The 12,431-nt window shown below is 70.3% G+C and carries 15 protein-coding genes; 7 read left to right on the forward strand and 8 right to left on the reverse strand.

Annotation, left to right across the window (positions count from 1 at the left end; translation table 11 throughout):
* The first annotated feature begins 40 nt into the window (after positions 1-40).
* The gene (locus tag OG381_RS17210) at positions 41-247 is read left to right on the forward strand and encodes a hypothetical protein (protein ID WP_307030887.1); all 207 of its coding nucleotides are present in this window, start codon (positions 41-43) and stop codon (positions 245-247) included.
* Positions 248-312: 65 nt separating this feature from the next.
* Positions 313-1,350: an AraC family transcriptional regulator gene (locus OG381_RS17215; RefSeq protein ID WP_327716981.1), complete on the forward strand. Its 1,038-nt coding sequence runs from the start codon at positions 313-315 to the stop codon at positions 1,348-1,350.
* Here OG381_RS17215 and OG381_RS17220 read toward each other — a convergent pair.
* The 3 genes from OG381_RS17220 to OG381_RS17230 form a co-directional block, all read right to left on the reverse strand.
* Entirely contained in the window at positions 1,347-1,937 is a 591-nt protein-coding gene (locus tag OG381_RS17220) for a TetR family transcriptional regulator (protein WP_327716982.1), read from the reverse strand. The genes OG381_RS17215 and OG381_RS17220 overlap by 4 nt on opposite strands.
* 25 nt (positions 1,938-1,962) lie before the next feature.
* A complete protein-coding gene (locus OG381_RS17225) occupies positions 1,963-2,976 on the reverse strand; it encodes an aldo/keto reductase (protein ID WP_327716983.1) in 1,014 nt (337 codons plus the stop codon).
* 72 nt (positions 2,977-3,048) lie between these two features.
* Positions 3,049-3,660, reverse strand: coding sequence for a LysE family translocator (locus OG381_RS17230; protein ID WP_327716984.1), 612 nt, complete (start codon positions 3,658-3,660; stop codon positions 3,049-3,051).
* Positions 3,661-3,798: 138 nt separating this feature from the next.
* On the opposite strand from OG381_RS17230, the gene OG381_RS17235 reads away from it, so the two are divergent.
* Positions 3,799-4,572, forward strand: a complete 774-nt coding sequence (locus OG381_RS17235; RefSeq protein ID WP_327716985.1) for an SDR family NAD(P)-dependent oxidoreductase — start codon at positions 3,799-3,801, stop codon at positions 4,570-4,572.
* A 225-nt stretch (positions 4,573-4,797) separates the two neighbouring features.
* Here OG381_RS17235 and OG381_RS17240 read toward each other — a convergent pair whose 3' ends face one another.
* Positions 4,798-6,180: a glycine--tRNA ligase gene (locus OG381_RS17240; RefSeq protein WP_327716986.1), complete on the reverse strand. Its 1,383-nt coding sequence runs from the start codon at positions 6,178-6,180 to the stop codon at positions 4,798-4,800.
* Positions 6,181-6,366: 186 nt separating this feature from the next.
* On the opposite strand from OG381_RS17240, the gene OG381_RS17245 reads away from it, so the two are divergent.
* From OG381_RS17245 to OG381_RS17260, 4 genes are read left to right on the forward strand one after another with little or no spacing between them, the layout of a single operon-like run.
* Positions 6,367-7,326 carry a zinc ABC transporter substrate-binding protein gene (locus tag OG381_RS17245; RefSeq protein WP_327716987.1) on the forward strand — a complete coding sequence of 320 codons (960 nt, stop codon included), beginning with the start codon at positions 6,367-6,369 and terminating at the stop codon, positions 7,324-7,326.
* A 50-nt stretch (positions 7,327-7,376) separates the two neighbouring features.
* Positions 7,377-8,123 carry a metal ABC transporter ATP-binding protein gene (locus OG381_RS17250; RefSeq protein WP_327722483.1) on the forward strand — a complete coding sequence of 249 codons (747 nt, stop codon included), beginning with the start codon at positions 7,377-7,379 and terminating at the stop codon, positions 8,121-8,123.
* Positions 8,123-9,025, forward strand: a complete 903-nt coding sequence (locus OG381_RS17255) for a metal ABC transporter permease (protein ID WP_307030872.1) — start codon at positions 8,123-8,125, stop codon at positions 9,023-9,025. The genes OG381_RS17250 and OG381_RS17255 overlap by 1 nt, the downstream gene beginning before the upstream one ends.
* 59 nt (positions 9,026-9,084) lie before the next feature.
* Positions 9,085-9,504 carry a Fur family transcriptional regulator gene (locus tag OG381_RS17260; RefSeq protein WP_046262667.1) on the forward strand — a complete coding sequence of 140 codons (420 nt, stop codon included), beginning with the start codon at positions 9,085-9,087 and terminating at the stop codon, positions 9,502-9,504.
* A gap of 91 nt (positions 9,505-9,595) precedes the next feature.
* Here OG381_RS17260 and OG381_RS17265 read toward each other — a convergent pair whose 3' ends face one another.
* Genes OG381_RS17265 through OG381_RS17280 form a run of 4 tightly spaced genes read right to left on the reverse strand, consistent with a single transcriptional unit; the run spans position 9,596 to position 12,144 of the window.
* Positions 9,596-10,447 carry an isoprenyl transferase gene (locus tag OG381_RS17265; RefSeq protein WP_327716988.1) on the reverse strand — a complete coding sequence of 284 codons (852 nt, stop codon included), beginning with the start codon at positions 10,445-10,447 and terminating at the stop codon, positions 9,596-9,598.
* Positions 10,448-10,470: 23 nt separating this feature from the next.
* Positions 10,471-11,217 (reverse strand): DNA repair protein RecO, encoded by a 747-nt coding sequence (gene recO, locus OG381_RS17270; protein ID WP_327716989.1) that lies wholly within the window; start codon positions 11,215-11,217, stop codon positions 10,471-10,473.
* 59 nt (positions 11,218-11,276) lie between these two features.
* Complete coding sequence (locus OG381_RS17275; RefSeq protein ID WP_327716990.1) at positions 11,277-11,903, reverse strand: DUF1266 domain-containing protein; 627 nt, start codon at positions 11,901-11,903, stop codon at positions 11,277-11,279.
* 25 nt (positions 11,904-11,928) lie between these two features.
* Positions 11,929-12,144 carry a hypothetical protein gene (locus tag OG381_RS17280; protein WP_327716991.1) on the reverse strand — a complete coding sequence of 72 codons (216 nt, stop codon included), beginning with the start codon at positions 12,142-12,144 and terminating at the stop codon, positions 11,929-11,931.
* Between the last annotated feature and the right edge of the window lie 287 nt (positions 12,145-12,431).

Genomic DNA, 12,431 nt, shown 5'->3' on the forward strand with positions numbered 1-12,431 from the left:
ATGTTGGTCTTGCTGCACACTCCTAGCCGGAGGCGAGGCCATGTTGCAGATCAACACGAGCAAAGTGAGCCGCTGGGACCAACACGGACGCGAGCATGTCGTCCAGGTGCAGCGCAAAGGCGCGCAACGCACGATCAGATGCGACACCTGCGGCTGGCGCAAGAACGCGCAGTTCCTGCCGTGGCTGAAGGCGGAGGAACACCTCGCGCAGGAACACCAGGCGACGGTGGACCCGGGCGGAGGCTAACCTGCGCCTGTGCCGAAGAAGGAGCTCGCTGAACTGATCGCCGACCAGATCGCGTACAGGGCGCGATGATCGGGATCACGTTCCGGACCGACGACGTGCCCGTGGCGGACCGGTTCGACTACTGGCGGCAGCTGATGGAGCAGGCGATCGCGCCCAGCGACATGAGCAGCGAGCACGCCACGGACTTCTGGGCGGAGCAGCGGTTGCTCGAACTGGGCCCGGTGCGGGTGTGGCCGATCCGGGTGCTGCCGACGCGGTATCTGCGCAACGCGCGGATGGTGCGGCGGTCCGACCCCGAGGAGTACCACCTGTCGTTGGTGCTCGGCGGCGGGCTGGGCGTCGACCACGTGGGGCGGGCCGAGACCTACGGCCCGCACGACCTGTGGCTGTCGGACACCTCGCACCCCTACGACGTCCAGCCCTACGGCATGCGGCCGACCGCCGGCCTGGAGCTTCCGTTCATCACCGGGGTGGGTGTGGACTTCTCCAAGGCGTTGCTGCCCCTGCCACCGGCCCGGGTCCGGGAGCTGCTGGGCAGACGGCTGTCCGGGCGGCAGGGAACGGGCGCGCTGCTGACGGGTTTCCTCACCGGCCTGGACCGGCAGTCCGCCTTCCTGCAGCCGTCCGACGCGCCCCGCCTGGGCATGGTCCTGATCGATCTGCTGGCGGCATGGCTCGCCCAGGAGCTGGAGGCGGAGCGGGCGTTGCCGGCGGAGACCCACCGCCGGGTCACGGTCGCCCGTGTCCGGGCCTTCATCCGGCAGCATCTGCACGACCCCGAGCTACGGCCGCCGATGATCGCCGCCGCGCACCACATCTCCCTCAGCTATCTGCACCGGCTCTTCCAGGAAGAGGGGTCCGGCGAGACGGTGGCCGCCTGGATCCGCGGCCGGCGGCTGGCGGGCGCTCACCTCGATCTCGCGGACCCCGCGCTGCGCTCCACACCGGTGCACACCATCGCGGCCCGCTGGGGCATCCCCCGCGCCTCCGACTTCACCCGCGCCTTCCGCGCCGCGTACGGGATCTCGCCCACCGAACACCGGCTCCAGGCGCTGCGCGAGGGCGAGCAGACGCCGTACGAGACCCCTGACGACAGGACCTAGGCCCGCAGTCCCCGTACGAGCATGTCCACCACCGCCGTGAAGTCGTCCCACACCTCCGGCCGCTCCCATTCCCGGGCGTAACCGGGGTCGTGGAAGCGGCCGGTGGCGTGGAAGAGGGCGCGGGCCGTGGTGGCCGGGTCGGGGGCGGTGAAGGTGCCCGCCGCGACGCCGGCCCGCACGATCTCGGTCAACTGGTCGGTCAGCTCGGTGAGGTGGGCGCCGACCACCTCACCGGTGTCCGCGGCCAGCACCGAGTAGGTGGCGAAGAGTTCGGGGTCGTCGCCCGCCTTGCGGCGCTTCGCCTCCAGGAGCGCCGCGAGCCAGTCGCGCAGCCGGGTCTGCGGGTCACGGTCGGTGGCCGCGACGATGCCGGCCAGTTCCTCCGTCGTCCGGTCCAGCCAGCGCTTGGTCACGGCCTCCCGCAGCGCCGCCTTCGTACGGAAGTGCCGGTAGACACTGCCGTGGCTGACGCCGAGCGCGCGGGCCACGTCGACCACGGTCGCCTTCGCCGGGCCGTGGCGGCGCAGCACGTCCTCGGTGGCCTCGAGGATGCGCTCGGCGGTCAGGGTCTCGCTGGTCGGAGGCATGCGTAGACGGTACCCGGGACCGCGATCAGCGCTCGCTGTCGAGCATGGCCATCTGTGCGGGGGCGTACCGCTCGCCGGCCGCCGCGTCCGCGGGTACGGCGGCCTCGATGGCGGCGAGGTCGGCCGCGTCCAGGGTCACGTCCAGGGCGCCGAGTGCCTCGTCGAGCCGCTCGCGGGTGCGGGCGCCGATCAGCGGCACGATGTCCTCGCCGCGGGAGGCCACCCAGGCGATGGCGATCTGCGCGACGGAGACGTCCTTCTGCTCGGCGATCTTGCGCAGGGCGTCGACGAGCGTGAGGTTGTGCTGGAGGTTGTCGCCCTGGAAGCGGGGCGAGTGGGCGCGGAAGTCGTTCGCGGCGAACCCCTGCCCGGCCGCGACATGGCCGGAGAGCAGTCCGCGCGAGAGCACGCCGTACGCGGTGACGCCGATGCCCAGTTCGCGCAGGGTGGGCAGGATCTCCCGCTCGGGGCCGCGGGAGATGAGCGCGTACTCGATCTGGAGGTCGGCGATCGGGGCGGTGGCGGCGGCCCGGCGGATGGTGTCGGCGCCGACCTCGCTGAGCCCGATGTGGCGGACGTATCCCTTCTCGACCAGTTCCGCTATCGCGCCGACGGTCTCCTCGATCGGCACGTCCGGGTCGAGCCGGGCGGGGCGGTAGACGTCGATGTGGTCGACGCCGAGGCGCTGGAGGGAGTACGCGGCGAAGTTCTTGACGGCGGCCGGGCGGCCGTCGAAGCCGTTCCAGGAGTCGTCCGGGCCGCGCAGGGCACCGAACTTCACGCTGGTCAGCGCGTTCTCGCGGAGGGCGGCCGGGGCGGTGCGCAGGGCCTCGGCGATCAGCAGTTCGTTGTGGCCCATGCCGTAGAAGTCGCCGGTGTCGAGCAGGGTCACGCCGGCTTCCAGGGCGGCGTGGACGGTGGCGATGGACTCGGCGCGGTCCGACTCGCCGTACGCGCCGGACATGCCCATGCAGCCGAGGCCGAGGGCGGAGACCTGGGGGCCGGTGGTGCCGAGGGTGCGGGGGGTCTGTGTCGTCATGCCTCCACCCTGACATGACAGCTGACAGATTTCAATATCTGTCAGCTGTCATGTGTCACAGTCGATCGTCTCTCACGCGTTCGTCGTGGCGAGCTTGGCCCCGAGCAGGACGAACGACCCCGCGAAACTCCGTCGCAGCCACGCCATCACCTTCGGCCGCCCGATCACATGGCGACGGACCGACGCCGCCAGCACCCCGTACGCGGCGAACACCGCGAAGGTGGCGAGCATGAACACCCCGCTCAGCACCAGCATCCGAAGCAGCGCGCCCGACTCCCCCGACGGCACGAACTGCGGCAGGAACGCGAAGAAGAAGATCGTCAGCTTCGGATTGAGGACGTTGATCAGCACGGCCCGGGCCACGACCCGCCCCGCGGAGACGGGAGCCGCGTCCCGCTCCACGGCGATCGCCTCCCGGTCCCGCAGCGTCGCCCACGCCATCCACAGCAGATACGCGACACCGGCGTACTTCAGCACCTGGAACGCCGTCGCGCTCGCGTGCAGCAGCGCCGCCACCCCGGTGATCGCCGCCACCATGTGCGGCACGATCCCCAGGGTGCAGCCGAACGCCGCGACGACACTCGCCCGCCGCCCCCGCGACAGCCCCGCCGCGAGCGTGTAGACGACACCGGTACCAGGAGTGGCGACCACGACGAGGGTGGTCAGCAGAAACGCGAGACTCATGCGGACCACCCTGCCGCGGCCGGCGGTCGCCCCACAGGGCCAATCGCGCGCCTCCATGACGGACCAATCGAAGGCGCCAACCGGCCTGGACACCAAGGGACTTACCCGGAACTCGGCACTCCGGGATTTACTGGCCGGATGACTGACAGGAACGGAACACTCGCCGGCAAAGTCGTGATGATCACCGGCGCGTCCAGCGGGATAGGCGAGGCCGCCGCCCGGCTGTTCGCGGCGGAGGGGGCGGCCGTGGTCCTGATGGCCCGGCGCGAGAAGACCCTGGACCAGCTCGCCGAGGAGATCGCCGCGGCGGGCGGCCGGGCGGCGGTCAGCGCGGGCGACGTCGCGGACGCCGAGGACGTCCGGCGCGCGGTGGCCACCGCGACGGAGCGGTTCGGGGCGCTGGACGGGGCGTTCAACAACGCCGGATACGCCGGCGACAAGATCGCTCCCCTGCACGAACTCGACGAGGCCCACTTCGACCGCGTCATGGACGTCAACGTGCGCGGCACCTGGAACTGTCTGCGCGCCCAGATCCCGGTGATGCTGGCGGCCGGCGGGGGTGCCGTCGTCAACACCGCCAGCACGGCCGCGATGGGGGCGACCGGCGCCCCGGTGCCCTATGTCGCCGCCAAGCACGCGGTGCTCGGTCTGACCCGGGCGGCCGCGGCGGAGTACGCCGAGCGCGGCATCCGGATCAACACCCTCCTGGTGGGCACGACCCGTACCGAGATGATCGCCCAGGCCGTCGAGGGCCGCCCGGAGCTCGCGGAGCACTTCGTCGCCCGGCAGATGCAGAAGCGGATGGCCGAACCCGCCGAGATCGCCGAGGCGGCGCTGTGGCTGCTCAGCGACCGCGCCTCCTTCGCCACCGGCTCCGCCCTCGCGGTGGACGGCGGCCACACCGCCAACTGACCCAGGCCCTGTCGTCACATCCCCGCCTGGCTCGCGACGCCATGCGCGCTCCCCCACTGCCTCAAGGGCGTGGGAGGGGCCGCCACTCGCCGCACGGGTCACGGACCCGCGTACGACCAGTACGAGGGCCCGCGCCCGGATACACCGAAGCCCCCGCGTCCGTCGAGGACGCGGGGGCTTCGGATGCCCGCCGCCGAGCGCGGTCGAGCGAGAGCGCGAAGGGTGTCAGCAGCCGATCAGACGGCTCGCCAGGTAGCCCTCGATCTGGTCCAGCGACACGCGCTCCTGCTTCATCGAGTCACGCTCGCGGACGGTGACCGCGTTGTCCTCGAGCGTGTCGAAGTCGACCGTGACGCAGAACGGCGTACCGATCTCGTCCTGGCGACGGTAGCGGCGGCCGATGGCGCCGGCGTCGTCGAACTCGATGTTCCAGTTCTGGCGCAGCGCCTGGGCCAGGCCCTTGGCCTTCGGGGACAGTTCGGGGTTGCGGGACAGCGGCAGCACCGCGACCTTCACCGGGGCCAGCCGGTGGTCCAGGCGCAGCACGGTGCGCTTCTCCAGCTTGCCCTTGGCGTTGGGCGCCTCGTCCTCGACGTAGGCGTCGAGGAGGAACGCCAGCATCGCGCGGCCGACACCGGCCGCGGGCTCGATGACGTACGGCGTCCAGCGCTCCTGGGCCTCCTGGTCGTAGAAGGAGAGGTCCTGGCCGGAGGCCTTGGAGTGCGCGTTGAGGTCGTAGTCGGTGCGGTTGGCCACACCCTCGAGCTCGCCCCACTCGTTGCCGCCGAACTGGAAGCGGTACTCGATGTCAGCGGTGCGCTTGGAGTAGTGGGAGAGCTTCTCCTGCGGGTGCTCGAACCACCGCATGTTCTCCTCGCGCATGCCGAGACCGGTGTACCAGTTCCAGCGCTGCTCCATCCAGTACTCCTGCCACTTCTCGTCCTCACCCGGCTTGACGAAGAACTCCATCTCCATCTGCTCGAACTCGCGGGTGCGGAAGATGAAGTTGCCGGGCGTGATCTCGTTGCGGAAGGACTTGCCCATCTGCGCGATGCCGAACGGGGGCTTCCTGCGCGAAGTGGTCTGCACCTGGGAGAAGTTGGTGAAGATGCCCTGTGCGGTCTCGGGGCGCAGGTACGCGATCGAGCCGGTGTCCTGGGTCGGGCCGAGGTGCGTGGAGAGCAGACCCGAGAACTGCTTGGGCTCGGTGAACTGGCCCTTGTTGCCACAGTGCGGGCAGTTGATGTCCGCCAGGCCGTTCTCCGGCAGGCGGCCCTTCTTGGCCTCGTACTCCTCCTCCAGGTGGTCCGCGCGGAACCGCTTGTGGCAGGAGGTGCACTCGGTCAACGGGTCGGAGAACGTGGCGACGTGGCCGGAGGCCACCCAGACCTCGGGGGCCAGGATCACGGACGAGTCGATACCGACGACGTCCTCGCGCGAGGTCACCATGTAGCGCCACCACTGGCGCTTCAGGTTCTCCTTGAGCTCGACACCCAGCGGTCCGTAGTCCCAGGCGGCCTTCTGGCCGCCGTAGATCTCACTGCAGGGGAATACGAAGCCACGGCGCTTGCTCAGGCTGACGATGGTGTCGATCTTGTCGGCGGCCACGGTGCTCTCTTCATTACGACGACGGGCGACGAAGCATGTCTGCGATCGAGCAGTGCTTCAGAGCGAATGCTTCAGGTTACCGGCGGTGCCTGCCCCTCAATCAAATCGGTTCGGTCTACGGGCCCTCACAGGCCTCCTACCACGCTTTGTTGACAACCGTTTCCATATTTGTTGAAAATGACTGTCATGAACGTACGACGACATCACATATCCGGGATCGCGCTCGCGGCGGCCACCGCTCTCGGCCTCGGGACCCTGTCCGCCTGCTCGACCGACAGCGCCGCGGCCGGCAACACGGACAAGTTCGACGTCGTCGCGTCGTTCTACCCGATGCAGTACCTCGCCGAGCAGATCGGCGGCGACCACGTGAACGTCACCACGCTCACCGAGCCCGGCCAGGAACCGCACGACCTGGAGCTCAGCACCAAGCAGACCGCCGAACTCGGCGAGGCGGACGCGGTGCTGTACCTCAAGAGCCTCCAGCCGGCCGTCGACGAGGCCGTCTCCCAGTCCGAGGTCAAGTCGAAGATCGACGCGGCGACGCTGACCAAGCTCGAGGACCACGGCGACGTCGAGCACGAGCACGGAGCCGGGGAAGAGCACGCCGGGGAAGAGGAGGAGCACGCCCTCGACCCGCACATCTGGCTCGACCCGGTGAAGTACCGCGAGGTCGCCGAGGGCGTCGCCAAGGCCTTCGAGAAGGCCGACCCCGACCACGCGGCCGACTACCGGAAGAACGCCGCCGCGCTGACGAAGAAGCTCGACACCCTCGGCACCGCCTACGAGGACGGGCTGAGGAACACCGCGACCAAGGTCTTCTTCACCAACCACGCCGCCTTCGGCTACCTCGCCGAGCGCTACGGCCTCACCCAGGAGGCCATCTCCGGCCTGGACCCGGAGAGCGAGCCCAGCCCGGCCCGGATCAAGGAGCTCCAGACCGAGGCCAGGGCCGACGGTGTGACCACTGTGTTCTACGAGACACTGGTGTCCGACAAGACCGCGAAGACCCTCGCCTCGGACGCGGGACTGAAGACCGATGTCCTCGACCCGCTCGAGGGGATCACCGACAAGTCCAAGGGCGACGACTACTTCCAGGTCATGGAGTCCAACCTCTCGGCGCTCAAGACAGCACTCGGCGCCAAGTGATCGTTACGGAGGCCCTCGTGAGCGAACCCGTCATCGAGCCCGTCATATCGATGCGTGGTGTCCGCGCCGACCTGGGCGCACGCCCCGTCCTCCGCGGCATCGACCTCACCGTCCACCGCGGTGAGGTCGTCGCGCTGCTCGGCGCCAACGGCTCGGGCAAGTCGACGGCCGTGCGCAGCGTCATCGGCCAGGTGCCGGTCGCGGCCGGCGAGATCGAGCTGTTCGGCACCCCGCGCCGCCGGTTCCGCGACTGGGCGCGCGTGGGCTACGTCCCGCAGCGCACCACGGCCGCGGGCGGCGTGCCCGCCACCGTGACCGAGATCGTCGCCTCCGGCCGCCTGTCCCGGGCCCGCTTCGGCGTGCTGCGCAAGGCGGACCACGCGGCCGTGCGCCACGCCCTGGAGCTGGTCGGCATGGCGGACCGCGCCAAGGACTCCGTGAACGCCCTCTCCGGCGGCCAGCACCAGCGGGTGCTCATCGCCCGCGCGCTGGCCTCCGACCCCGAACTGCTGATCATGGACGAGCCGATGGCGGGCGTCGACCTCGCCAGCCAGGAGGTGCTGGCACGGACCCTGCGCGAGCAGGTGGCGCAGGGCGCGACCGTCCTCCTCGTCCTCCATGAACTGGGCCCCCTGGAGCCGCTGATCGACCGCGCGGTCGTCCTGCGCGACGGCTGCGTGATGCACGACGGCCCGCCCCCGAAGGCCCTCGGCCAGCACGCGCTGCCCGGCCACGACCACGTACACCCGCACGCGGCCCACGACGCCGAACCGATCCGGACGGGGCTGCTGAGCTGATGGAATTCCTGAACTACGCCTTCATGCAACGGGCTCTGCTCGCCGCCGTCCTCGTCGGCATCACGGCCCCCGCGATCGGCATCTACCTGGTCCAGCGCCGCCAGGCCCTCATGGGCGACGGCATCGGCCACGTCGCGATGACCGGCGTCGGCCTCGGCTTCCTGCTCTCCTGGTCACCGGTGTGGACGGCGACCGTCGTGTCGGTCCTCGGCGCGGTCCTCATGGAGCTGATCCGCTGGTTCGGCCGCACCCGCGGCGACATCGCCCTCGCGATGCTCTTCTACGGCGGTATGGCCGGCGGCGTGATGTTCATCAACCTCGCGCCGACGGGCTCCAACGCGAACCTGACTTCCTACCTGTTCGGATCGCTCTCGACGGTCTCCCAGGACGACGTCACCGCGATCTGTGTGCTCGCCGCCTTCGTGGTGTTGGTCACCCTGGGCCTGCGCCGGCAGCTCTTCGCGGTCAGCCAGGACGAGGAGTTCGCACGCGTCACGGGACTGCCGGTGCGCGCCCTGAACCTGCTGACCGCGATCACGGCGGCCGTGACGGTGACGGTGGCCATGCGCGTGGTCGGCCTGCTCCTGGTGTCGGCCCTGATGGTGGTGCCCGTGGCGGCCGCGCAGCAGCTCACCCGCAGCTTCGCGGCGACCTTCGCGATCGCCGTGGCCATCGGCGTCAGCGTGACCATCGGCGGCACGGTGACCTCGTACTACCAGGACGTCCCGCCCGGCGCGACGATCGTGCTGCTGACCATCGGCGCGTTCATCGTGCTGACCGTCCTGGCGACCCCGCTGGCCCGGCGCCGAGCCCGTCAGGCGGCCGCGGCACAGCCCGGCGGCGACCCGGCGGAGTGCACGATTCCGGCCAGCCGGGAGGGGACCGGAAAGGTCGGCGTCTGACTCCGCACAGACCGGGCTGGCACAATGGCCCGGCAAGTGCAGACGTGAGGAGGCAACCGGTGACGACCGCTGGACCGCCCGTAAAGGGCCGCGCGACCCGACAGCGGGCCGCCGTGGCGGCGGCGCTCGACGAGGTCGACGAGTTCCGCAGCGCGCAGGAACTCCACGACATGCTCAAGCACAAGGGCGACTCGGTCGGCCTGACCACGGTCTACCGCACGCTCCAGAACCTCGCCGACGCGGGCGAGGTCGACGTTCTGCGCACCTCCGACGGGGAGTCCGTCTACCGCCGCTGCTCGACCGGCGACCACCACCATCACCTGGTGTGCCGGGTGTGCGGCAAGGCCGTCGAGGTCGAGGGCCCGGCGGTGGAGAAGTGGGCCGAGGCGATCGCCGCGGAGCACGGCTACGTCAATGTGGCGCACACGGTCGAGATCTTCGGCACATGCGCGGACTGCGCGGGGCGCGCCGGGGGGTGACCCGAGCGGATGCGGCCGCGGGCCGTTTCCACGAGCGGGAGACCCTGGGTGGTCTCCCGCAGTGTCGACGGCCCGGGTGAACGCGCGGCGGCTACGAGGTGGACTGCTGGTCGGGAGTCCTTCCCTGCATGGCCAGGAGTTCCTCGTTCGGGATCGCGCCACCGAAGCGGCGGTCCCGGGAGGCGAACTCCACACACGCCCGCCACAGGTCGCGGCGGTCGAAGTCCGGCCACAGCACGTCCTGGAAGACCATCTCGGCGTACGCGCTCTGCCACAGCAGGTAGTTGGACGTGCGCTGCTCGCCGCTGGGGCGCAGGAACAGGTCCACTTCCGGCATGTCCGGGTAGTAGAGGTACTTCGCGAAGGTCTTCTCGTCGACCTTCGACGGGTCGAGCCGCCCGGCCCGGACGTCCTCCGCCAGTGCCTGCGCCGCGTCGGCGATCTCGGCACGGCCGCCGTAGTTCATGCAGAAGTACAAGGTGAGCTTGTCGTTGTCCTTGGTCTGCTCCTGGGCGATCTGGAGCTCCTTGGCGACCGACTTCCACAGCTTGGGCATCCGGCCCACCCAGCGCACCCGGATACCGAGCTCGTCGAGGGTGTCGCGGGTCTTGCGGATGAAGTCACGGTTGAAGTTCATCAGGAAGCGCACCTCGTCGGGCGAGCGCTTCCAGTTCTCGGTGGAGAAGGCGTACAGCGAGATGGCGCCGACGCCGATCTCGACCCCGCCCTGAAGCACGTCGAGAACGCGCTCGGCACCGACCTTGTGGCCCTCGGTGCGCGGCAGCCCGCGCTCCTTGGCCCATCGGCCGTTCCCGTCCATGACGATCGCCACATGCTTGGGGACGAGCTCCCCGGGCAGCTTCGGCGGACGGGCGCCGGACGGGTGCGGCTCCGGCGACCTGTACTCGCGCCGCTGGCGCCCCAACAGCCGGCCTACCACCATGTGCTTCTCGATTCCTCTTCGGCTTACTTCTCTACGTAACGCAGCGAGCGGAGCCCGCGTTCCAGATGCCAGTGCAGGTAGGCGGAGACCAGCCCGCTGCCCTCCCGCACGTGCCGCGGCTCGCTCGCGTCCGCGGTCTCCCAGTCTCCCGTAAGCAGCGCGCCGAGGAGTTCCAGGGTCTGCGGCGAGGGTACGACGCTCCCCGCCACCCGGCAGTCCCCGCAGACGGAACCGCCCGAACCGACCGAGAAGAACCGGTTCGGCCCGGGCAGACCGCACTTGGCGCAGTCGTTGAAGCTCGGGGCGTATCCGTTGACGGCGAGGGAGCGCAGCAGGAAGGCGTCGAGCACCAGGTTCGGGGCGTGCTCACCCCGGGAGAGCGTCCGCAGGGCGCCGACGAGCAGCAGGTACTGCTGTACGGCCGGCTCGCCCTCGTGGTCGGTGAACCGCTCGGCCGTCTCCAGCATGGCCGTCCCGGCGGTGTACCGGGAGTAGTCGCTGACGATGCCGCCGCCGTACGGCGCGATGGTCTCGCTCTGGGTGCACAGCGGCAGTCCGCGCCCGACCAGCTCGCTGCCGCGCGCGAAGAACTGCACGTCGACGTGGGAGAAGGGTTCGAGCCGCGCCCCGAACTTGGACTTGGTGCGCCGGACACCGCGGGCCACCGCCCGTACCCGTCCGTGACCGCGGGTGAGCAGGGTGATGATGCGGTCGGCCTCGCCGAGTTTCTGGGTGCGCAGCACGACGCCGTCGTCACGGAAGAGGCTCATCGCTCACTGCCGTGGTCGCGGAACAGGCTCATGGGTCCATTCTCCCGTACGCGCCGGGGTCAGCGGGCACGGTCGGGGTGGCTGATGGTGTCCCAGGGGGCCAGGTTCCAGGGGCTGTCCCTGTTGGCGGGGTCGAGGAGGGCGCGGAGGTGGGCGTCGGCGGTCGTCTGCGGGGCGGGGGCGTCGGGGGTGCCGTCCAGCCCGTCCTTCCACACCTTGCGGCCCAGCAGATAGTCGTCGGCGTACTCCTGCCAGGAGGCGTACGCCGACACCACCGCCGGCACGATGTTCTTCAGGGCGGTCCAGGCCTCGCCCTCGGTGATCATCCCGGCGGCGAAACCGCGCCGGGAGATGTCGACGTACAGGGCGGCGTCCCAGGCGAGCGGTGAGACGCCGAGGAGGCGCTGGGCCCGGGCGCGGTAACCGGAGCGGGCCAGCTCGTCGAGCCGGTCGGCCAGCCCGTCCCGCGAGGTGATCTCCCACTGCTCGGCCAGCCAGCGCCGGGCACCGTCGTCGTCGCTCCGCGTGAACGGGTACAGGGTGGTCCGCGAGGCGCTCCGGTCCCGGCTCACCGGCGCGCTCAGCGACACCATCCAGAGCTGGTGCGTGGTGAGCGGCGGCACGGGAGGACGGTCGGTGGCCTTCCGCCTCGCTCTCGTCCATCTGCGTATGCTCCACAGGCCCATGCGCCCGCACCCTACGACACCGGCGTCAAGGCACCTCACCCCGGCTGCGGGCGTTGGCATGCGCGTTCGCCGCGCTGAGCCGCTCGGCGGGGGTGGCCCGGCGGACGGTGTCCGGGGCCGCGTCCCACTCCTTTCCGCCGCCGTACGGTCTGAGTTGTACGTACGGTCCTTCGTGCCCCATGACGATGCCGACCTTTCCGCTCCGGGTGTCCATGACGTGGCTTCCGACGGGGGGTTTCATTTCCGCTCCTCTTTCTCCACCGTCACGTGGATCCCCCGCCGTTTCGAGTTTCACGCTTTTCCCCTGCGGCACCCCGCTGTGCTCCTACACTCGGCAGGAGTCTGTGCACGCCAAGGGCGGGGTGGCACAGGGGCGTTGGCAGTTGGAGCAGGAAAGCCACGGCGGGAAAGCGGTGGGGGAATTGTGCGGCGGATATCACGCCCTACGCCACGCCGATTGGTTCGACTGCATTCGAGCGCATTCGAGTTCACCGGAACTGCGGAGGGTGCCCCAGCGCCGCGATCAGG

The organism is Streptomyces sp. NBC_00490 (assembly GCF_036013645.1).
Taxonomy (GTDB): Bacteria; Actinomycetota; Actinomycetes; order Streptomycetales; family Streptomycetaceae; genus Streptomyces; species Streptomyces canus_F.